Here is an 18,116-nt window from a genome sequence, read left to right as displayed (position 1 = left end):
TTGCTTTACTCCACTTCGATACTTTTGATCTGCACGCCGTCGCTGCGCTCAATATGCAGCGTCGGGCAGTGGCAGAGCGGGCATTCATCGTGCCGCTCGGCTTCCACTGTCTGGCTGCAATTCCAGCACCAGGCCTGCGTCGGTTTATGGAGGATATGCAATGTGCAACCCTGCGCCAGCGTTTCGCGGCAGGCGATATCAAAACCAAACCGCAGCGCGCTCTCTTCCACACAAGCCAGCGCGCCCACTTCCAGCCATACGCCCGTCACGCGCCGCGCGCCGTTTTGCCGTGCCTGCTGTTCAATGATCTCCACCGCGTTCTGGCACAGGGATAACTCATGCATGCGCTTTGTCCCGTAGCCCTTGCAGTAACGCGCGACGGCTTAGCGCGGCATCGGTGACCGGCAACGAAAGCGCCATTTTCAGGCAGTTATCGGCAAGCGTGATGCCAGCATCAACAGACAATCCCCGATCGAGCGGCGACATCAGCGAGCAGCTCAGGTATTGCCCCAATGCGGGTAATTCGCCGACGGTAAAGGCCATTTCGCCATAGGGCAATCGCAGCCCCAGCCGCTGGCTCACCGGGCGGCGAGGCCAGCACTGCTGCGGGCCGGGGTAGATTTGCAGACTCAGCATCCACGGCGTCAACACACAACCCAGCCACTGCTCTTCAAAGCGGGTGAACGGCGTGACATACACCGGCATGGTTGCATGGACAAATGGCAGACCCTGCATCTCCTGCTCGGCTATCGCCATAAAAGCCGCCTGCACTTCGCGGTGCGGCGAAACGTCGAACCCCATTACCTCATCCTGCATGTTCGGTCTCCCGTAAAACAGGCTCCACGCCGGATTCACGCAGCGCCGCCAGCACCGTCTGTAGCGCGGTGTCCAGGCTCGCCGCCACCACCGGTGTCATGCCGATATGTGGCTCCAGCGAGGACGGAATAACGCCAATCAGCGTCAGTTTTTTCGGAAACTCACCGGTGAAACGCAGCGCCGACAGCACATCCGATAGCCCCAACTGGTGCGGCGAAATTTTATTGCTGAACAGCGTTGGCACGTCGTCATCGCGCAGGCAAATTACTGCACCCGGCTCGCTTTTGCGGCTGACCACCGCATCGGCGATGATCAGATGATCGCGGTTAGCCATCGCCTCAATCAGCTCCATACCCGCCGTGCCGCCGTCCAGCACCTCGACATGCGCGGGCAGGTGGTAACGCTGCTCAAGCGCTTCCACCACCCGCACGCCTATCGCTTCATCGGTGAGCAAAATGTTGCCCACGCCTAATACTAAAATTGACATCACAGCACCTTCACCGCGACAACATCGTTGCCGTCGGCATCCACCACGTGGACCGCGCACGACATACACGGATCGAACGAGTGAACGGTGCGCACCACTTCCAGCGGTTTTTGCGGATCGGCAATTGGCGTTCCCACCAGTGACAGCTCGTATGGCCCGGCGTCGTCGTTGAAGTTGCGCGGCCCGGCGTTCCAGGTTGACGGCACTACCGCCTGGTAGTTATCGATTTTACCGTCTTTGATAACGATCCAGTGGGAGAGCATGCCGCGCGGCGCTTCAAGGAAGCCGACGCCTTTAAACTCGCCGCTGGTCGGGATTTCCGTATGGGCGATAGTTTGCACATCGCCTTTGCCGATATTGTCTATCAATGCCTGATACTGTTGCTGCAAGACCTGATGTAACTCGCAGGCATGAACCGTGCGGCCGATAATGCGCCCCAGCGTGGAGTGCAGTTGCTCCACCGCCACCGTTTTACCGGTGAGTTTCTGGTAAATGGCGGTGATATCGTGCAATTTCTCCGCCGTTGCCGGGTGTTTCGCTGCCAGTTTGCAGAGCATATTGGCGAGCGGCCCCACTTCGACCGTTTTGCCGTAAAAGGTGGGCGATTTAACCCAGGAGTATTTGCCCTCTTCCTGCCAGCCGGTGTACTGCGGCAGCGTGGTGCCCTGCCACGGCTCCTGCGGCGCCTCGTCTTTATACCAGGCGTGTTTCGCGCTCTCCTGAATGCCTTTAATCAGGAAAGGATCGGTGTGGGTGTTGATTTCACGGTAGGTCGCAAGATCGGCATTTTCAATGTAGCCACCAGCAAACATGAAGCTGCCGTTGTTGGCGTCGGTGGGGAATTCCGGCGTGCTCAGGTAGTTCACCGCGCCTTTACCGAGCGTGAGCCATTCCGGGTAAAACGCCGCAATCACCGCCGTGTCGACTTTATAAACCTGCTCGATAAACCCTTCCAGCTTGTCGATAAACGACTTGAGATACATCAGGCGTTCAAGGTTCAGCACTTCGATGCCATCAAGATTGATCGGGTTGGCAACCCCACCCACCGCCAGGTTCTGAATGTGCGGCGATTTACCGCCGAGCAGCGCGACAATGCGGTTAGCGTCGCGCTGACACTCCAGCGCTTGCAGGTAGTGCGCGACGGCAATCAGGTTTACTTCCGGCGGCAGTTTCATTGCCGGGTGGCCCCAGTAGCCGTTGGCAAAAATGCCCAGTTGGCCGCTGGCGACCAGCGCTTTGATCTTCTCCTGCACCGCTTTGAAGTCGTTTTCACTGTTTAGCGGCCAGTCGGAAAGCCCCTGTAACAGCGCGGCGGCTTTCGCCGGATCGGCATTCAGCGCGCTGGTGATATCGACCCAATCGAGCGCCGAAAGCTGATAGAAATGGACGATATGATCGTGAATCGAGTGGGCGGCCAGAATGATGTTGCGGATGTACTGGGCGTTGCGCGGCACCTTCACCTCCAGCGCGCTTTCTACCGCCCGCACCGAGGCAATGGCGTGGATCGTCGTACAAACGCCGCAAATGCGCTGCATGATGATCCATGCGTCGCGCGGGTCGCGGTTTTTGACAATTTCTTCCATCCCGCGCCACATGGTTCCTGACGACCAGGCCTTTGATACAACGCCGTTTTCAATTTCGCAATCAATGCGTAAATGACCCTCAATACGGGTAACCGGATCAATGGTGATACGTTGACTCATGCTTTACTCGCCTCATGTCGCGCAGATGTTTTTAACGGAGGAATAATCGGCAACAGACGTATCAGTAAGATGTACGCACAGACTTCAATTGCCACAAAACCGATGGAAATCAATAACTCTTCCGCTGTCGGGAAGTAGTGGTAGCCGTTGCCGGGATTAAAGGCCAACAGCGAATAAGAGAGCCGCCACAGCGCACAGCCGAGCAGCATGCTCAACGCGCCAAGGAACAAAAAGCGGGAATCACGGCGCAGACGCGGCGCGCGCAGGATCAGCAGCGGCAAGGCCAGCAGCGCCATTTCCAGCCAGAACATCAGGCTGTAAAAATCACCGGCAAAAGCGTAATGCCATTTGTCACGCCACGTGATCTCTCCCAACCGCAACACCAGAAACAGCGCTAACAGCACGCTCAGGATGTTAATCAGTTTGCTAAACAGGCGTTTTTCATCCGGCCCGTTGCCGCGCAGGCTGGCCTGCATTAATGAGCCTTCGAAAATGACAATCGAGAAACCCATAATAAACGCGGTCAGCAGCGAGAAAACCGGCAGCATTTCATAGCTCTGCCACAGCGGGTAAACCTTATATCCGGCGGCAATCATCAACGAGCCCATCGACGACTGGTGCATGGTCGGCAGCAGCGCGCCAAGCGCGATAATGCAAAACATCACTTTATTGAGACGGCGCAGCGAAACCTTCCAGCCAAGCCTTTCCAGCAGCGCCGGGGCGAACTCCAGCGCCATCACGCCGATGTAAATCGTCATACAGACCGCGGTTTCAAACAGCACTGAATTGACATTGAAATGGCCGGGAATATAGAAGTAAGGCAGATTCCAGTAACGTCCAACATCGATGGTGATGGACAAGCCGCCCAGCGAATAACCGAACAGGCTGCACAGCAGCGCCGGGCGCACCAGCGGGTGATAATCGCCCCGGTTAAAGACATACACCGCCCACGCCAGCGCCCAGCCGCCACAGGCAAAGCCGGTGCCGATCAGCAAATCAAACGCGATCCAGATCCCCCACGGATAACCACCGTTCAGATCCGAGACCGATCCGAGCCCGAAGATCAAACGCTTGAGGATAAAGATCGCGCACAGCACGATCAGCGGGGCGAACAGCAGCACCGGTTTACTCAGCAGTTTGCCGCCCATCGCTTGTGGATCATGACTCATGATCGCCTCCGTCATGGTTGTCCCGCGTATTGCGGCGTACCAGTGCGGTCAGCCCAGCCAGCACGGCGAGCGGCAACATCATGCCTTTGTAGACCGTATGTTGAACATGCTCAGAGCGTGCGCCGGTTGCCAGATCGTCCAGCTCCGGCAACCCCAGTTCCTGATAAGGAACCCCGGTCAGCACCAGCACCTGCGTGCCGCCGCCCTCTTTCTCGCCGTACAGATGCGGGTAGTAGCTGGGCACGTTATGCACGTAGGTGTCGTTGGTGTTCAATGTCTGGCGCGGGTAGCGGTACTCAGAGCCGGGTTTCATCGCGAGACGTTTTTTGGCTTCGGCGAGCAGTTCTTCGCGCGTGCCAAAAATTACCGCGCCCGCCGGGCACACTTCCACACACCCGGGCAGCTCGCCGTTATCCAGCCGCGCCACGTCTTTCTGGTTGCAAAGCTCGCACTTATGCAGCGCGCCGAAGGGGTTGTTGTAGTCATACTTCGGCACATCGAACGGACAGGCGACCATGCAGTAGCGGCAGCCGGTACAGACGCTGGCGTCGTAGTGAACGATGCCGGTTTTGGCGTCCTTTTTCAGCGCCTGCACCGGGCAGACGGAAACACAGTTGGCATCCACGCAGTGCATGCACTGCTTTTTGATATAGGCATAACCGTCGCGCAGCTGGTCTTTGTTCTCCCCGCTGCCGCTGTGCCAGACCTGAATAATGTTATTGGTATAAGGCGAAAGTTTGTCGTTATTCGACCAGGTTTGCTCGCCCTGTGGGTTACGCTGCGGCGTGTTAATTTCCTGGCAACGCGTCACACAGGCCTGACAACCGACACAGAGCGTGGAGTCGTACAACATCCCCAGCGCGCCGGGGATCGGCGGGCGGTTTTGCGCGGCGGCAAAACTCGCGGACGATCCCCCCACCAGCAGCGCCCCACCGGACGCCACTTTGAGAAAATCACGTCTGTTCACGGCTAGTCTCCCTGTGAATCCGTGTCGTTTTTCTTCTGCTGGCGACCCAGTTCACGCACGGTCATTACACCGACACCCGCCACCAGGCCGACGACGCCACCCAGCAAACCGACTGCGCTTGCCGACACGGTGCCGCCCTCTTTCAGGTTGACGTCTGGTTTCGCGGCGCGCGGCGTAGGGTTATCAACATGCGCAAGCTGGGAGATGCCCTTGTGAAAGCCAACCCCTTCTTCGTTACAGCCGTAGCACGGGTGACCAATGGCAACGGGCCAGACACCGCCTACATCGCAAAACTGCAACGTTGAGCAGTTGCCCCAGGTTTCCGGGCCTTTGCAACCTAAGTGGTACAAGCACCAGCCTTCGCGATGCCCCTGATCGCCGTACGCTTTCGCAAAGCGCCCGGCGTCAAAATGCGGTCGACGTTCGCAGTGCTCGTGAATTAAGCGTCCGTAGGCAAAGCGGGGACGGTTTTTGGCGTCAAGCGCCGGAGGTTTGCCGAAGGTGATGATATGCGCCACCGTGGCAAGGAAGTTTTGTGGGTTCGGCGGACAGCCGGGAATGTTGATCACCGTTTTGCCAGGTAGCACCTCTTGCAGGCTGACTGCACCGGTCGGGTTAACGCCCGCCGCCGCCACGCCGCCCCAGGCGGCGCAGGAGCCAATAGCGATAATCGCCGCCGCGTTTTCTGCCGCTTTACGTATATGATCGACAATCGGTTCGCCGGCGACCATGCAGTAAACCCCGCCGTCTTTCATCGGAATCGAGCCATCGACCACCAACACGTACTGGCCTTTATACTGCTCCAGCGCCCGGTGTTTATTCTCTTCAACCTGGTGACCAAACGCGGCAGAAAGCACTTCGTGGTATTCCAGCGAAATGGTTTCCAGCACAAGGTTTTCTACGGTGGGGTGCGTCGCGCGAAGCAGTGATTCAGTACAGCCTGTGCACTCCTGCGCGCCAATCCAGATAACGGGTGGACGCTGAGGGTGACTGACGGCTTCGGCCATTTCGGCAGCGGCTTTACCGCTTAACCCCATGGTCGCCGCCAGTGCAGCACACAGTTTCATAAAATCACGACGGCTCACGCCATGAGACGCAAATTGTTGGTTCTCTCCTGCCATTTATTGTTATCCCTTAGCCTGGACTAGGATTATTCTCCACCCATTGGGCAGATGAATGCTGCGATCGCCCCGACAAATAATCACATAAAAAACAAGGGTATTATGCAAAAAGGCGGAGAGTGTTGCAGTAGTCACAGAAAAATGAGGGGCTTAGGGGCACAAAACGGCAAAAAAAATGAAAGTCACCCTCGACAAAAGTGACCTTCACAAAAGAGAACTACATTTTGAGCAAAGCTTATTTTTAGATTTCGAGACGGTAACCCGCCATAAAAAATCGGATCACAGTGCTGGAGTGACTCTCGCGAAAGAAATCCATCACCATGTCCTTATCCAGCCCGTAGCGACGCGTAAGAATGCCTGCTTCCCACGCGCTGAGTTGACGATCGCCGGTTTTTTCAAACATACGATGCGAAAACCCGAGTACAAAACCACGCTTATAGTCCGTGCAGAAATGCGCCACGTTACTGGCGCTGTCCGCCTGCGCCGCATTCAGCCCGGCCATCAAGCCTTTACCAAAATGGTTGTCCATCGTTATCATCCCCACAAACGCTATATAAAAAATTATATAACGATCTTCCGTGGCGGCGATAGCGCTGATTAAAACGCGACCCACTCATCCGAAGAGGTTGATGCTTTACGCGATCCTCCGCGTGATAAATCCGGTTTTACCAGCGCGGTGGCCGCAGGTTTCTGCTGCTCGTCACTGGAAAGGCGGAACTGCTGAACGGAACGCTGCAACTCTTCGGTCTGGCGCTCCAGCGCAGCGGCGGCGGCGGAAATCTCTTCCACCAGCGCGGCGTTCTGCTGCGTTACGCTGTCCATCTGGGTAATCGCCACGCCCACCTGAGAGATGCCTTTGCTCTGTTCATCCGTCGCAGAAGCGATCTCTTTCATAATGGTGGTCACTTCTCTCACCGAACGCAAAATGCTTTCCATGGTGGTGCCGGTGTCATTGACCAGTTTCGCGCCTTTCTCCACGCGGGAAACGGAATCCGCGATCAGCGTTTCGATCTCTTTCGCTGCGCCGGCACTGCGGCTGGCGAGGTTACGCACCTCACCCGCAACCACTGCGAAACCACGACCTTGCTCACCCGCACGCGCGGCTTCCACGGCGGCGTTAAGCGCAAGAATGTTGGTCTGGAAGGCGATGCTGTTAATCACGTTGGTGATTTCGGCGATTTTCTTCGAGCTGTCGGAGATGCCATCCATCGTGCTGATCACTTCTTTTACCAGCGCGCCGCCTTTGCTGGCGGTGGTCGACGCCACTTCTGCCAGTTCGCTTGCCTGGTTGGCGTTATCCGCGTTCAGTTTTACCGTTGAGGTCAGCTCTTCCATGCTGGCAGCGGTTTGTTCCAGTGCGGCGGCCTGCTCTTCCGTGCGGGAAGAGAGATCGTTATTACCGGTAGAGATCTCGGACGCGCCACGCCAGATATTCTCGCTGCCGTGGCGGATGCTGCTCACCGCTTCGCGCAGGCTATCCTGCATTGCTAACAGCAGCGGGATCACCTGCCCCACGCAGTTGCGCCCCATATCTTCCAGCGGCTGGCTGAGATCGCCCTGCGCCATCAAACGGAAGTGCGCGCGAATACGGTTCAGCGGTTTCACCAGCATGGCGACCAGATAGCGATCGGTGAACAGCAGGATCAGCAAGCCAATCACCATCGCAGTAATAATCGCGACGCGCGTGGTGCTGGTGCGCGCATCGACCATCACGCGTGTTTCATCGAGGCTGCTGCTGGCCGCTTTATTAAAACTTTCTGTCGCCGTACCAAAGCTGCGGCTCAAACCCGGCGTAACATTATTGGCCTGCTGGCGGTACGCGTCTGGCGTACCTTGCTGCGCCAGCTGCATCTGCGGAGTTACCCCTTGATCCAGCAGCGCCTGCCAGGCGGCAATCACTTGTTCAGATACTTTGGGATCCATAGGGCCCGGCGATACGGCTTTAAACTCCGTCAATTTACGCGACATGGTATCCAGCGCCTGTTGCACCGGTGCCATATCTGGCGAGCCACCCGCAGCTTTGGCTTCCATCACACGGCTAAGACGAGTAACAAATCGGAAGTACTGATCATTACCCTGGCTAAGAAGGGTCATTTGCGTCACCAGCTGGCGATCAACGTCATTGCCATCAGCGACTTTTGACAGAGAAAAAACACTATATAAGCCGACGCCAGACCACAGCACGCCGAAGATCCCGAGGATCACCAGCATCACGGCTCGTATAGTAAAGTTACGAAGCATATTCATAATATTGTCCTTGCGGTAATGGTGCTTTCTCGCCTGCGGGCGAGAGTTATCTCCATTTATCGGCAAGGTGCGGAAAATATTAAATGTCTGGCTAAAAATTTTTGTATGAGAACAGCGTTGACCTTTTCTCCTTCCTCTGCCGCTTGAGTCGCCGCTAAAACGCTTATTCTGCTAACTTTACTTCAGCATGAATTTTGTTAACAGCATTGCAATACCGCTTATAAAAAAGCGCATAACCAGCTAATAATAAAAGACATTTCTTTTGATAAATCTATTATCAAAAGAACCAGAAATATCACAAACGCGGAAACGCTCAATTATTAAAACGCCATGCCACAAAATTAAAAACCACAATTATCAAATAAGTTCATCAGCGGATGACGATATTAAAAAAGCGATTGAACAGAGCGATAATAGTTATTATCACCGTTTGAAAAACACCGATAAATATCACTAATCATTGGCCAGAAAAGTCAAAAAAATAAGAGTTAAGTAACCTTTAAACACCTGTGAAGTGATGTTAAAAAAGATCTTTTTTTACGCAACACAACCCGATAGTCAGGCAGATAACAATGCAGGGTGAAAGGGTAAAACCCAGTCATATCGCGCTCTGTAAAGGTACGGCACCTTACGCACTTTGCCATGCCCTGCGTTAGCGGTTAGGGCAAAACCTCCACAGAAGGTTATTTTTGTATACATTGATAAATATTATGAATAGCCCGCAACGATTTATGTCGCGCCGATTTTTTAGCCGCTTTCCCAGGAATTTTCGCAGAAAGAACGGGAGCCTAACGTAAATTAAAGACGCGATTTTGCCTGCCAGTAAAAGCCAGAAAACCAAAGGCATTGCGTTAATTATCGGTTCTTCTGCATTTACGACGTAAAAACCTGGTAAGTATGGCTTATGCCGTTAACTCACACAGATAAATAAACACAATGCGACATATTCATCTTTTTTATGTTTTCCGGCATCCCTGCCAGTGCAGCAGCCGCTAGGTGAGATACGTTTTGAACCAATCGAGGGTGCGTTGCCAGGCCAATTCGGCAGCGGCTTTATCGTATCGCGGCGTCGAATCGTTGTGAAACCCGTGGTTAACGCCGGGATAAACCCACGCTTCATAAACTTTTCGATGGGCCTTTAACGCCTGCTCATAAGCAGGCCAGCCGTCGTTGATGTTCTTGTCCAGCGCCGCGTAATGCAGCAATAGCGGTGCGTTGATTTTCGCAACATCCGCCGCTGGAGGCTGTCGGCCATAAAAAGGCACCGCGCACGCCAGTTCAGGGTAAGCCACCGCCGCCGCGTTTGACACGCCGCCGCCATAGCAAAAACCGGTAATCCCCACTTTGCCCGTCGCCTGCGGATGCTTTTGCATAAACTCGATGGCGGCAAAAAAATCATTCATCAGCTTTGTCGGGTCAACTTTCTGCTGCAATGCACGGCCTTCATCATCGTTACCGGGATAGCCGCCCACAGAACTTAAACCATCCGGTGCCAGCGCTATATAGCCTGCTTTGGCGACGCGGCGAGCCACATCTTCGATATACGGGTTCAGCCCGCGATTTTCATGTACCACCACCACTGCCGGCACGTTGCCCTGCGTTTTTGTCGGTTTGACCAGGTAGCCACGCACATCGCCATGCCCGTTCGGCGACGGATAAGTGATGTATTCAGGATGAATGTCCGGATCGGTAAATTCCACCTGCGTTGCCAGCGCGTAGTTCGGTTTCAAGAGATTGAACAGCGCCAGCGCCGTCATGCCGCCCACCGCATATTTGCCCGCCAGCTGTAAAAACTCTCGCTTATTGATCTTGCCGTGTGCGTAGTAGTCGTAGTAATCGAGCAACTCCTGCGGGAAATCTTTCGCCGTTAACCGCGTCATCGTTTATCTCCGTCTTTGTATGCCTCTCTAAGCAAAGCATAGCGCTCCGCTTTTCGCTCAAAAAACATCCAGACACAACCTCATCTTTTGATGTACAGAAAACAGACGTAAGATAGAAACGTTGTTTCGAATTTTCATCGATAAGATTAAAAAGAAAGGAGACATCATGCCTGGCTTCGCCAACCCAAATCGCTACGAACAGATGCAGTACCGATATTGCGGCAAAAGCGGCCTGCAACTGCCCGCGCTTTCGCTCGGTTTGTGGCACAGTTTTGGTCACGGGCACGCCCTGGACTCACAGCGCGCCTTACTGCGAAAAGCATTTTCCCTCGGCATTACCCACTTTGATTTAGCCAATAACTACGGGCCGCCAGCCGGCAGCGCGGAGGAAAATTTTGGCCGCTTGCTGCGTGAGGATTTTGCCGCATACCGCGACGAAATCCTTATCTCCACCAAAGCCGGTTACGATATGTGGCTAGGTCCGTACGGTTCCGGCGGTTCACGTAAGTACCTGCTCGCCAGTCTCGATCAGAGCCTGAAGCGGATGGGCGTTGAGTACGTTGATATCTTTTATTCGCATCGGGTTGATGAAAAAACGCCCATGGAAGAGACGGCATCTGCGCTGGCGCAGGCGGTACAGAGCGGTAAAGCACTGTATGTCGGCATCTCTTCCTATTCAACCGAACGTACACAACAAATGGCAGCCCTGCTGCGCGAGTGGAAAATCCCGCTGCTTATCCATCAGCCCTCTTACAACCTGCTGAACCGCTGGGTGGATAAAACCGGCCTGCTGGATACGCTGGAAGATAATGGCGTGGGTTGCATCGCCTTTACCCCGCTGGCACAAGGGCTGCTAACCGGCAAATACCTGAACGGCATTCCGGAAGGGTCACGTATGCAGCGTGAAGGCAAAAAAGTGCGTGGTCTGACGGAGAAAATGCTGACAGAGAGCAACCTCAACAGCTTGCGCTTACTCAATGACATGGCGCAGCGCCGTGGACAGTCGATGGCGCAAATGGCGCTGAGCTGGCTGTTAAAAGATGCGCGGGTCACGTCGGTGCTGATTGGCGCAAGCCGTCCGGAACAGCTGGAAGAGAACGTTCTGGCGTTGAACAATCTGAGTTTTAGTCGCGAGGAGTTAGCGCAAATCGACAAGCACGTTGCCGATGGCGAGCTGAATCTGTGGCAGGCTTCTTCAGATAAGTAAAACGGTAATGCCGGGCGGCAGAACGCGGCCCGGCAATGAACTCAGTGCTGGTGGCGGGTTAATCGGTCCAGGTAGCCCATCACAAAAGCAGAAAGCACAAACGTCAGGTGGATAATCACATACCACATCAGTTTGTTATCCGGGACATTTTTGGCATCCATAAACACGCGCAGCAGATGAATCGACGAAATGGCAACAATCGACGCCGCCACTTTGTTTTTCAGCGATGTGGCGTCCATTTTGCCAAGCCAGTTCAACTTCTCTTTATGCTCGGCGATATCGAGCTGCGAAACGAAATTTTCATAGCCGGAAAACATCACCATCACCAGCAAACCACCCACCAGCGTCATATCCACCAGCGACAGCAGTGTCAGGATCAAATCCGCTTCCGCCAGATTGAAGATATTGGGCAGGACGTGAAAAATCTCCTGGAAGAATTTTACCGTCAGCGCAAGCAGGGCGAGGGAGAGGCCGAAGTAAACCGGGGCGAGCAACCAGCGCGAAGCGTACATTGCGTTTTCCAGAAAGCGTTCCATGTTGCGTAAAGTCTCTTCAGATTGCTAAACCGGCGTTCAGTATATCCCAGCCAGGCAAACAATTTGCAACACTAAAGCAACACGGCGCTACACCTCTTCGGGATTGACCCAGGGACGTTGGTTCTCTGGCCATACCAGCACGACCAACGCGGGATACGCTTCCATACTGAATTCACGAAAACACTGGCGCAGGTTGAGCACATCCAGATCCGAATGCGGTACTTTTTCACCATTTACGCAGCGTTTTTTTATATTGTCGTAATACTTATACACCGCTGAATTGAGATCGCTGCAGCGACGCTGCGCTTCAAATAACCCAGGCGTACTATTTAATTCCGCCATATTCATGCGCTTAATTGTCGCATGAAGAAAATCTATATATTCATGATTAACGCGCCAGTACCACACTGGAGTAATCGCATTCATTAACGCGGAGAAATGATCTTCCCCCTCCTCTTTTGACAACGGTTGCGGTGGTAAAGGCGGATTGTCAATTTCACTAAGGGGAGCTTTTTTATTGTACTCACGCATCAATAAAAGAACGCCGCCCGTCAGCAGCAATAAAGCAATAACAGAATAAAAAATACTGTTCATGAGCAGGCTCCTTTTTTTTGATTTTAAAAGTGCGCCATGATATTGTCAACGCACCTCACGCCTGAACACCCTCTTCCCTGTTGATATTAAAGGACATTGGAAATGCTTCCCGAGAATCTTGTCCCGGCACGATTTCACATTTCTGCCGTTGAAACCAAGCCTGGAGAAGAAGGAAAAGAGCCTAATTTAACTCAGGGTAAAAGAACACTCGCTGAACATGCTAACGATATATTAGCGAATGCCAACCGTACCGGGCAGTCGAGAAATATGCTGCTGGAAGAACGCGACCGCCATATAAAAGAGCGGCTATTGCGTGTGGTAAAAATCGAGACCTTCGCGCGTTTACTTAATGATTTACAAGCGGAAGGCGAGATAGATGCCCAAACATTAAGCCAAATAATTGCGGATAAAACTCAGCAAATAAATGAAGCAGGTAATGAGATTTGGCTTAACCTCATTACCCGAGAAAAAGATACGCCAATGTTTTATAAGTTTGGGGATGAATAACGTGAACGAGGTCGATAATAATAACGTTTATTTAGCTTTGGAAGAGAAAAAAAGCGATGAATTTATCTTAAAGCAAAATAAAGAAGCCCTGATATTAAGTAAAAACGAGACTATTCAGCGAATCGCGCGTGAACTGGTTTCTATTCCTGCGGCGCTGGTGCGCCTGAAATGGCAGAACCGTCGCGAAATTTATCCGCTGCAGGTGAAAGAAGAGATTTATGGTGCGGTGATCGACGCCATCATCGCGCAAAAACCGGAGTTGCGGGACAAAATCATGGGTCGCCTGGAGGCGAACTATCAGTACATTCTGAGCCGCGAAACCGCGACGTTACGCCTGAGTCGCAAACTAAGCGATGGCGAATTCCGCACCTCGAATGTAACGACCGTGGCACTGGAAGAAGAAGCGGCGGCAAAGCGATCCGCCAACACAAAATAGCCCTTTACCTTTCCCTCGCTTGTACACCTTTGCCTCAAGATAATCCTGAATTAGTCTGCATTTTCAGCTCAGGCTTCTACCCTTAAGTACTCAACAACCGATATGGAGGGTACGTAATGGCGAATAACCAGACGAAAATGCAGGATCCCACCACGCAGTATTACACTGGCGAATACCCGAAACAGCGGCAACCAACGCCAGGCGTACAGTCGAAGATGGATCCCGTTCCCGACTGCGGCGAGAACAGCTACGTCGGTAGCGGGCGGCTAAAAGATCGCAAAGCGCTGGTGACCGGCGGCGATTCGGGCATTGGTCGCGCGGCGGCTATTGCCTATGCGCGCGAAGGCGCAGATGTCGCCATCAACTATTTGCCTGCGGAAGAGGAAGACGCGCAGCAGGTGAAGGCGCAAATCGAAGCCGCCGGGCGCAAAGCGGTGTTAATTCCCGGTGACCTGACCGATGAGTCTTTTGCCCGCTCTTTGCCGCACAAGGCAAAAGAGCAGCTTGGCGGGCTGGATATCCTGGCGCTGGTGGCAGGCAAACAGACTGCCGTGGAAGAGATTGCCAACCTGACAACGGAGCAATTTACCCAAACCTACACCGTTAACGTTTTTGCGCTGTTCTGGATCACCCAGGAAGCCGTGCCGCTGCTGCCACCGGGCGGGAGCATCATCACCACCTCGTCTATTCAGGCGTATCAACCGAGCACGCATTTGCTGGATTACGCCTCAACCAAGGCGGCAATCCTCAATTACAGCCGGGGACTGGCGAAGCAGGTCGCGGAAAAAGGGATTCGGGTTAACATCGTAGCCCCGGGGCCAATCTGGACAGCGCTGCAAATTGCCGGGGGTCAGCCGCAGGAGAAACTGCCGCAGTTTGGCCAGCAAACGCCAATGAAGCGTGCCGGCCAGCCTGCGGAACTGGCACCGATTTATGTCTATCTGGCGAGCCAGGAATCAAGCTACGTTACCGCCGAAGTGCATGGCGTGACGGGCGGCGAGCACCTTGGATAACAGGCATAAAAAAAGCTGGCATCCGCCAGCTTTTTTGTTGTGTTAGGCATTACTTCGCTTTCGCGACTTCCTCGCCCACCAGACCGATCTTCAGATATCCCGCCTGATGCAGCGTATCCATCACCTTCATCATTGTTTCGTAATCCACGGTTTTATCCGCGCGGAAGAAGATGGTGGTGTCTTTTTTACCTTCGGTTAGCGTATTCAGCGCGTTAACCATCGTTTCATCGGTAACCTGATTGTTACCAATAAACATGGTGTTATCTGCTTTTACCGACAGGTAAACAGGTTTTTCCGGGCGCGGTTGCGGCTGGCTGGTCGATGCCGGCAGGTTAACTTTCACATCAACCGTGGCAAGCGGCGCGGCCACCATAAAGATAATCAGCAGCACTAACATCACGTCGATAAACGGCGTGACGTTGATTTCGTGCATTTCGCCGTTATCGTCCAGGTTTTCATTAAGACGCATTGCCATGACGAATCAACCTACTCGTAATTTTTGCGCGGTGCGAACCGGCTGAGCGTTGCTGGCGGCCAGATCCAGATCGCGGCTTTGCAGCAGCAGAACCTGCGCGGCAACATCGCCAAGGATCGCTTTATAGCTGCCGATCATACGGGCGAAAATATTGTAAATCACCACCGCCGGGATAGCTGCAACCAGGCCGATAGCCGTTGCCAGCAGCGCTTCCGCGATGCCCGGCGCGACAACCGCGAGGTTGGTGGTTTGCGTCTGCGCAATGCCGATGAAGCTGTTCATGATGCCCCAGACGGTACCAAACAGACCAATAAACGGCGAGATCGCGCCAATCGTTGCCAGATAGCCATTCCCGCGCCCCATATGGCGACCGGTGGCGGCAACGCGACGTTCCAGACGAAAACCGGTGCGCTCTTTAATGCCTTCGTTATCTTCGCTGCCAGCAGATAACTCCAGTTCGTTCTGGGCTTCGTTGATTAACATTGTGCTCAGGCTGCGGGCGTGGAAAGCGGAAGCAATTTCACTCGCCTGATCCAGAGAGCGGGCTTCAGCCAACTGCTGCTGCTCACGCTTGAGGCGGCGCTTGTGCGAAATCATCTCAACACTTTTGCTGAAGAAAAGCGCCCACGTGACGACCGACGCCAGAATCAGACCGATCATCACCACCTTCACAACGATGTCGGCATGCTGGTACATGCCCCACACGGATAGATCCGTCTGCATCAAATTATTACCCACAGTGTATCTCCGAGACGCAAATCACAAAATCTGTGCGCCATGATATCAAAAAGTCGTCGAATTGATAGTAGTTCTCATTAGTATTTGCAGAGTGCCTGAATTAAAAGTCATTTTCTTTGCGCTTACGCAGTAAACAGACACCATTGAACATTTTCTGGAAAAAATTCACTCACCGGCATAACACTGCGAGGCATCCGCCAACAATCATGGTAGTCTGGACATCCAGACGTATAAAAACAGGTTGAGCGAGAATGACAGCAAAGCATCTTGATACCGCTCTGGTTAACGCAGGGCGCAGCAAAAAATACACGCAAGGGTCGGTGAATAGCGTCATCCAGCGCGCCTCTTCACTGGTATTCGACACCGTTGAAGCCAAAAAACACGCGACGCGTAACCGTGCCAACGGCGAGCTGTTTTACGGGCGTCGCGGCACGCTCACGCACTTTTCGCTGCAAGACGCGATGTGCGAACTGGAAGGCGGCGCGGGCTGCACGCTTTTCCCCTGCGGCGCGGCGGCGGTGGCAAACACCATTCTGGCGTTTGTTGAACAAGGCGATCATGTGTTGATGACCAACACCGCCTATGAACCCAGCCAGGATTTTTGCACCAAAATTCTCACCAAACTGGGTGTCACCACCAGTTGGTTCGACCCGATGATCGGCTCCAGCATCATGCGGCTGATTCAGCCGAACACCAAAGTGGTGTTCCTGGAATCTCCCGGCTCAATCACCATGGAAGTCCACGATGTTCCGGCGATTGTGCAGGCGGTGCGAAGCGTTGCGCCAGACGCCATCATTATGATCGACAATACCTGGGCGGCGGGCGTGCTGTTCAGGGCGCTGGAATTCGATATTGATATCTCCATTCAGGCAGCGACCAAATACCTGATTGGCCACTCCGACGGCATGATTGGTACGGCGGTGTCCAATGCCCGTTGTTGGGAACAACTGCGCGAAAACGCCTATTTGATGGGGCAAATGGTGGATGCCGACACGGCGTATATGACCAGCCGTGGCCTGCGTACGCTGGGCGTTCGTCTGCGTCAGCACCACGAAAGCAGCCTGAAAATTGCCGAATGGCTGGCGGCACATCCGCAGGTGGCGCGCGTGAATCACCCGGCGCTTCCCGGCAGTAAAGGCCACGAGTACTGGAAGCGGGATTTTAGTGGCAGCAGCGGCTTGTTTTCGTTTGTGCTCAATAAACGTCTGAACAATGAAGAGTTAGCGAACTACCTCGACCACTTCTCGCTGTTCAGCATGGCGTATTCATGGGGCGGTTACGAGTCGTTGATACTCGCCAATCAGCCGGAGCAACTGGCGGCGATTCGCCCGGACGGCGAAGTGGATTTCACCGGCACATTAATCCGAGTGCACATTGGTTTAGAGAATGTTGACGATCTGATTGAGGATTTAGTGGCGGGCTTCCAGCGCATCGTGTAAACCTGGCTTACGGGCGTAAGTATTCAGAAAATTCTCGTTTCTTGCGCCCCCGATCAAGGTGTTTCAGGCGAACTGGAGTACAATAGCCTCCTCTACGCGGTTCCACGGGAAAGTCCATGGCTGTTATTCAAGATATTATTGCTGCGCTCTGGCATCACGACTTTGCTGCGCTGGCAAATCCACATGTTGTGGGTGTTGTTTATTTAGTAATGTTTGCCACCCTCTTTTTAGAAAACGGCCTGCTTCCTGCTTCGTTTTTACCCGGTGACAGTTTGCTGCTGCTGGCTGGTGCGCTGATTGCGCGCGGCTGCATGGATTTCGTCGCGACGTTAGCCATCCTCACTTCCGCCGCCAGTCTCGGCTGTTGGCTGAGCTATATCCAGGGCAAATGGCTTGGTAATACGCGCGTGGTGAAAAGCTGGCTATCGCAGTTACCGGTGAAATATCACGAGCGGGCGACCTATATGTTTGACCGTCACGGTCTGCTGGCACTGCTGGCGGGGCGTTTCCTGGCCTTTATCCGCACTCTGCTGCCGACGATGGCGGGCATCTCCGGCCTCTCTAACCGCCGTTTCCAGTTATTTAACTGGCTCAGCGGGCTGCTGTGGGTCGGCGCGGTGACCTCGCTGGGCTACGCCATCAGCATGATCCCGTTTGTAAAACGCCATGAAGATCAGGTCATGACATTCCTGATGCTGCTGCCGGTGTTCCTGCTGGTGGTCGGCCTGGTTGGCGCCGTCACGGTAGTGCTGAAGAAAAAGTACTGCAACGCGTAACGTGT

General features: G+C 53.9%; 20 protein-coding genes. 6 read left to right on the top strand and 14 right to left on the bottom strand.

Annotated elements, in window-relative coordinates:
* Positions 1–5: 5 nt before the first annotated feature.
* The 10 genes from hypA to yghX form a co-directional block, all read right to left on the bottom strand.
* A complete protein-coding gene (gene hypA / locus RT644_RS04330; protein WP_313625905.1) occupies positions 6–344 on the bottom strand; it encodes a hydrogenase maturation nickel metallochaperone HypA in 339 nt (112 codons plus the stop codon).
* Positions 337–816 carry a hydrogenase-2 assembly chaperone gene (hybE, locus tag RT644_RS04325; RefSeq protein ID WP_313625903.1) on the bottom strand — a complete coding sequence of 160 codons (480 nt, stop codon included), beginning with the start codon at positions 814–816 and terminating at the stop codon, positions 337–339. Before hybE ends, hypA begins: the two co-directional genes overlap by 8 nt.
* On the bottom strand, positions 806–1,303 hold the full coding sequence (locus RT644_RS04320; protein ID WP_313625901.1) for a HyaD/HybD family hydrogenase maturation endopeptidase: 498 nt from the start codon (positions 1,301–1,303) through the stop codon (positions 806–808). The genes hybE and RT644_RS04320 overlap by 11 nt, the downstream gene beginning before the upstream one ends.
* Complete coding sequence (gene hybC / locus RT644_RS04315; RefSeq protein ID WP_313625899.1) at positions 1,303–3,006, bottom strand: hydrogenase 2 large subunit; 1,704 nt, start codon at positions 3,004–3,006, stop codon at positions 1,303–1,305. Before hybC ends, RT644_RS04320 begins: the two co-directional genes overlap by 1 nt.
* The gene (hybB, locus tag RT644_RS04310) at positions 3,003–4,175 is read right to left on the bottom strand and encodes a Ni/Fe-hydrogenase cytochrome b subunit (protein WP_313625897.1); all 1,173 of its coding nucleotides are present in this window, start codon (positions 4,173–4,175) and stop codon (positions 3,003–3,005) included. The genes hybC and hybB overlap by 4 nt, the downstream gene beginning before the upstream one ends.
* Positions 4,165–5,142, bottom strand: coding sequence for a hydrogenase 2 operon protein HybA (hybA, locus tag RT644_RS04305; RefSeq protein WP_313625895.1), 978 nt, complete (start codon positions 5,140–5,142; stop codon positions 4,165–4,167). Before hybA ends, hybB begins: the two co-directional genes overlap by 11 nt.
* 2 nt (positions 5,143–5,144) lie before the next feature.
* Positions 5,145–6,263, bottom strand: coding sequence for a hydrogenase 2 small subunit (hybO, locus tag RT644_RS04300; protein WP_020455253.1), 1,119 nt, complete (start codon positions 6,261–6,263; stop codon positions 5,145–5,147).
* Positions 6,264–6,504: 241 nt separating this feature from the next.
* Positions 6,505–6,792, bottom strand: coding sequence for a DUF2623 family protein (locus tag RT644_RS04295; RefSeq protein WP_313625891.1), 288 nt, complete (start codon positions 6,790–6,792; stop codon positions 6,505–6,507).
* Between the two features lie 68 nt (positions 6,793–6,860).
* Positions 6,861–8,510 (bottom strand): methyl-accepting chemotaxis protein, encoded by a 1,650-nt coding sequence (locus RT644_RS04290; RefSeq protein ID WP_020455255.1) that lies wholly within the window; start codon positions 8,508–8,510, stop codon positions 6,861–6,863.
* Between the two features lie 992 nt (positions 8,511–9,502).
* Complete coding sequence (yghX, locus tag RT644_RS04285) at positions 9,503–10,390, bottom strand: YghX family hydrolase (protein ID WP_313625887.1); 888 nt, start codon at positions 10,388–10,390, stop codon at positions 9,503–9,505.
* Between the two features lie 166 nt (positions 10,391–10,556).
* Between yghX and RT644_RS04280 the strand changes: the two genes are divergently transcribed.
* The gene (locus RT644_RS04280) at positions 10,557–11,597 is read left to right on the top strand and encodes an aldo/keto reductase (protein WP_313625885.1); all 1,041 of its coding nucleotides are present in this window, start codon (positions 10,557–10,559) and stop codon (positions 11,595–11,597) included.
* A gap of 41 nt (positions 11,598–11,638) precedes the next feature.
* On the opposite strand, the gene RT644_RS04275 is transcribed toward RT644_RS04280, so the two are convergent.
* Positions 11,639–12,133, bottom strand: coding sequence for a TIGR00645 family protein (locus RT644_RS04275; RefSeq protein WP_017457486.1), 495 nt, complete (start codon positions 12,131–12,133; stop codon positions 11,639–11,641).
* An 87-nt stretch (positions 12,134–12,220) separates the two neighbouring features.
* Entirely contained in the window at positions 12,221–12,727 is a 507-nt protein-coding gene (locus tag RT644_RS04270) for an ESA_00282 family adhesion-associated protein (protein WP_017457485.1), read from the bottom strand.
* Positions 12,728–12,829: 102 nt separating this feature from the next.
* On the opposite strand from RT644_RS04270, the gene RT644_RS04265 reads away from it, so the two are divergent.
* The 3 genes from RT644_RS04265 to RT644_RS04255 all read left to right on the top strand — a co-directional run bounded on the left by RT644_RS04265 (position 12,830) and on the right by RT644_RS04255 (position 14,683).
* The gene (locus tag RT644_RS04265) at positions 12,830–13,234 is read left to right on the top strand and encodes a hypothetical protein (protein ID WP_020455259.1); all 405 of its coding nucleotides are present in this window, start codon (positions 12,830–12,832) and stop codon (positions 13,232–13,234) included.
* Positions 13,227–13,670, top strand: a complete 444-nt coding sequence (locus RT644_RS04260) for a hypothetical protein (RefSeq protein ID WP_020455260.1) — start codon at positions 13,227–13,229, stop codon at positions 13,668–13,670. Before RT644_RS04265 ends, RT644_RS04260 begins: the two co-directional genes overlap by 8 nt.
* A gap of 116 nt (positions 13,671–13,786) precedes the next feature.
* Positions 13,787–14,683 carry an SDR family oxidoreductase gene (locus RT644_RS04255; RefSeq protein ID WP_020455261.1) on the top strand — a complete coding sequence of 299 codons (897 nt, stop codon included), beginning with the start codon at positions 13,787–13,789 and terminating at the stop codon, positions 14,681–14,683.
* Between the two features lie 49 nt (positions 14,684–14,732).
* Here RT644_RS04255 and exbD read toward each other — a convergent pair whose 3' ends face one another.
* Positions 14,733–15,158 carry a TonB system transport protein ExbD gene (gene exbD / locus RT644_RS04250; protein WP_313625882.1) on the bottom strand — a complete coding sequence of 142 codons (426 nt, stop codon included), beginning with the start codon at positions 15,156–15,158 and terminating at the stop codon, positions 14,733–14,735.
* 6 nt (positions 15,159–15,164) lie between these two features.
* Positions 15,165–15,896 carry a tol-pal system-associated acyl-CoA thioesterase gene (exbB, locus tag RT644_RS04245; RefSeq protein WP_044489488.1) on the bottom strand — a complete coding sequence of 244 codons (732 nt, stop codon included), beginning with the start codon at positions 15,894–15,896 and terminating at the stop codon, positions 15,165–15,167.
* 251 nt (positions 15,897–16,147) lie between these two features.
* On the opposite strand from exbB, the gene metC reads away from it, so the two are divergent.
* The gene (gene metC / locus RT644_RS04240; RefSeq protein ID WP_313625880.1) at positions 16,148–17,335 is read left to right on the top strand and encodes a cystathionine beta-lyase; all 1,188 of its coding nucleotides are present in this window, start codon (positions 16,148–16,150) and stop codon (positions 17,333–17,335) included.
* 116 nt (positions 17,336–17,451) lie between these two features.
* Complete coding sequence (locus RT644_RS04235) at positions 17,452–18,111, top strand: DedA family protein (protein ID WP_020455265.1); 660 nt, start codon at positions 17,452–17,454, stop codon at positions 18,109–18,111.
* Positions 18,112–18,116 lie beyond the last annotated feature (5 nt).

Origin of the sequence: Kosakonia sp., assembly GCF_032104925.1 — a bacterium.
Lineage (GTDB): Bacteria > Pseudomonadota > Gammaproteobacteria > Enterobacterales > Enterobacteriaceae > Kosakonia.
Note: the sequence above shows the minus strand (reverse complement) of the source record. Positions and strands in the feature narration are given on the sequence as shown.

Coding starts and splice junctions, on each gene's coding strand:
- RT644_RS04280 (WP_313625885.1), top strand. CDS start 10,557: ATGCCTGGCTTCGCCAACCCAAATCGCTACGAACAGATGCAGTACCGA.
- exbD (WP_313625882.1), bottom strand. CDS start 15,158: ATGGCAATGCGTCTTAATGAAAACCTGGACGATAACGGCGAAATGCAC.
- hybO (WP_020455253.1), bottom strand. CDS start 6,263: ATGGCAGGAGAGAACCAACAATTTGCGTCTCATGGCGTGAGCCGTCGT.
- RT644_RS04290 (WP_020455255.1), bottom strand. CDS start 8,510: ATGAATATGCTTCGTAACTTTACTATACGAGCCGTGATGCTGGTGATC.
- RT644_RS04235 (WP_020455265.1), top strand. CDS start 17,452: ATGGCTGTTATTCAAGATATTATTGCTGCGCTCTGGCATCACGACTTT.
- RT644_RS04255 (WP_020455261.1), top strand. CDS start 13,787: ATGGCGAATAACCAGACGAAAATGCAGGATCCCACCACGCAGTATTAC.
- RT644_RS04260 (WP_020455260.1), top strand. CDS start 13,227: ATGAATAACGTGAACGAGGTCGATAATAATAACGTTTATTTAGCTTTG.
- yghX (WP_313625887.1), bottom strand. CDS start 10,390: ATGACGCGGTTAACGGCGAAAGATTTCCCGCAGGAGTTGCTCGATTAC.
- hybC (WP_313625899.1), bottom strand. CDS start 3,006: ATGAGTCAACGTATCACCATTGATCCGGTTACCCGTATTGAGGGTCAT.
- metC (WP_313625880.1), top strand. CDS start 16,148: ATGACAGCAAAGCATCTTGATACCGCTCTGGTTAACGCAGGGCGCAGC.
- RT644_RS04275 (WP_017457486.1), bottom strand. CDS start 12,133: ATGGAACGCTTTCTGGAAAACGCAATGTACGCTTCGCGCTGGTTGCTC.
- hybB (WP_313625897.1), bottom strand. CDS start 4,175: ATGAGTCATGATCCACAAGCGATGGGCGGCAAACTGCTGAGTAAACCG.
- RT644_RS04270 (WP_017457485.1), bottom strand. CDS start 12,727: ATGAACAGTATTTTTTATTCTGTTATTGCTTTATTGCTGCTGACGGGC.
- hybE (WP_313625903.1), bottom strand. CDS start 816: ATGCAGGATGAGGTAATGGGGTTCGACGTTTCGCCGCACCGCGAAGTG.
- RT644_RS04265 (WP_020455259.1), top strand. CDS start 12,830: ATGCTTCCCGAGAATCTTGTCCCGGCACGATTTCACATTTCTGCCGTT.
- RT644_RS04320 (WP_313625901.1), bottom strand. CDS start 1,303: ATGTCAATTTTAGTATTAGGCGTGGGCAACATTTTGCTCACCGATGAA.
- RT644_RS04295 (WP_313625891.1), bottom strand. CDS start 6,792: ATGGACAACCATTTTGGTAAAGGCTTGATGGCCGGGCTGAATGCGGCG.
- hypA (WP_313625905.1), bottom strand. CDS start 344: ATGCATGAGTTATCCCTGTGCCAGAACGCGGTGGAGATCATTGAACAG.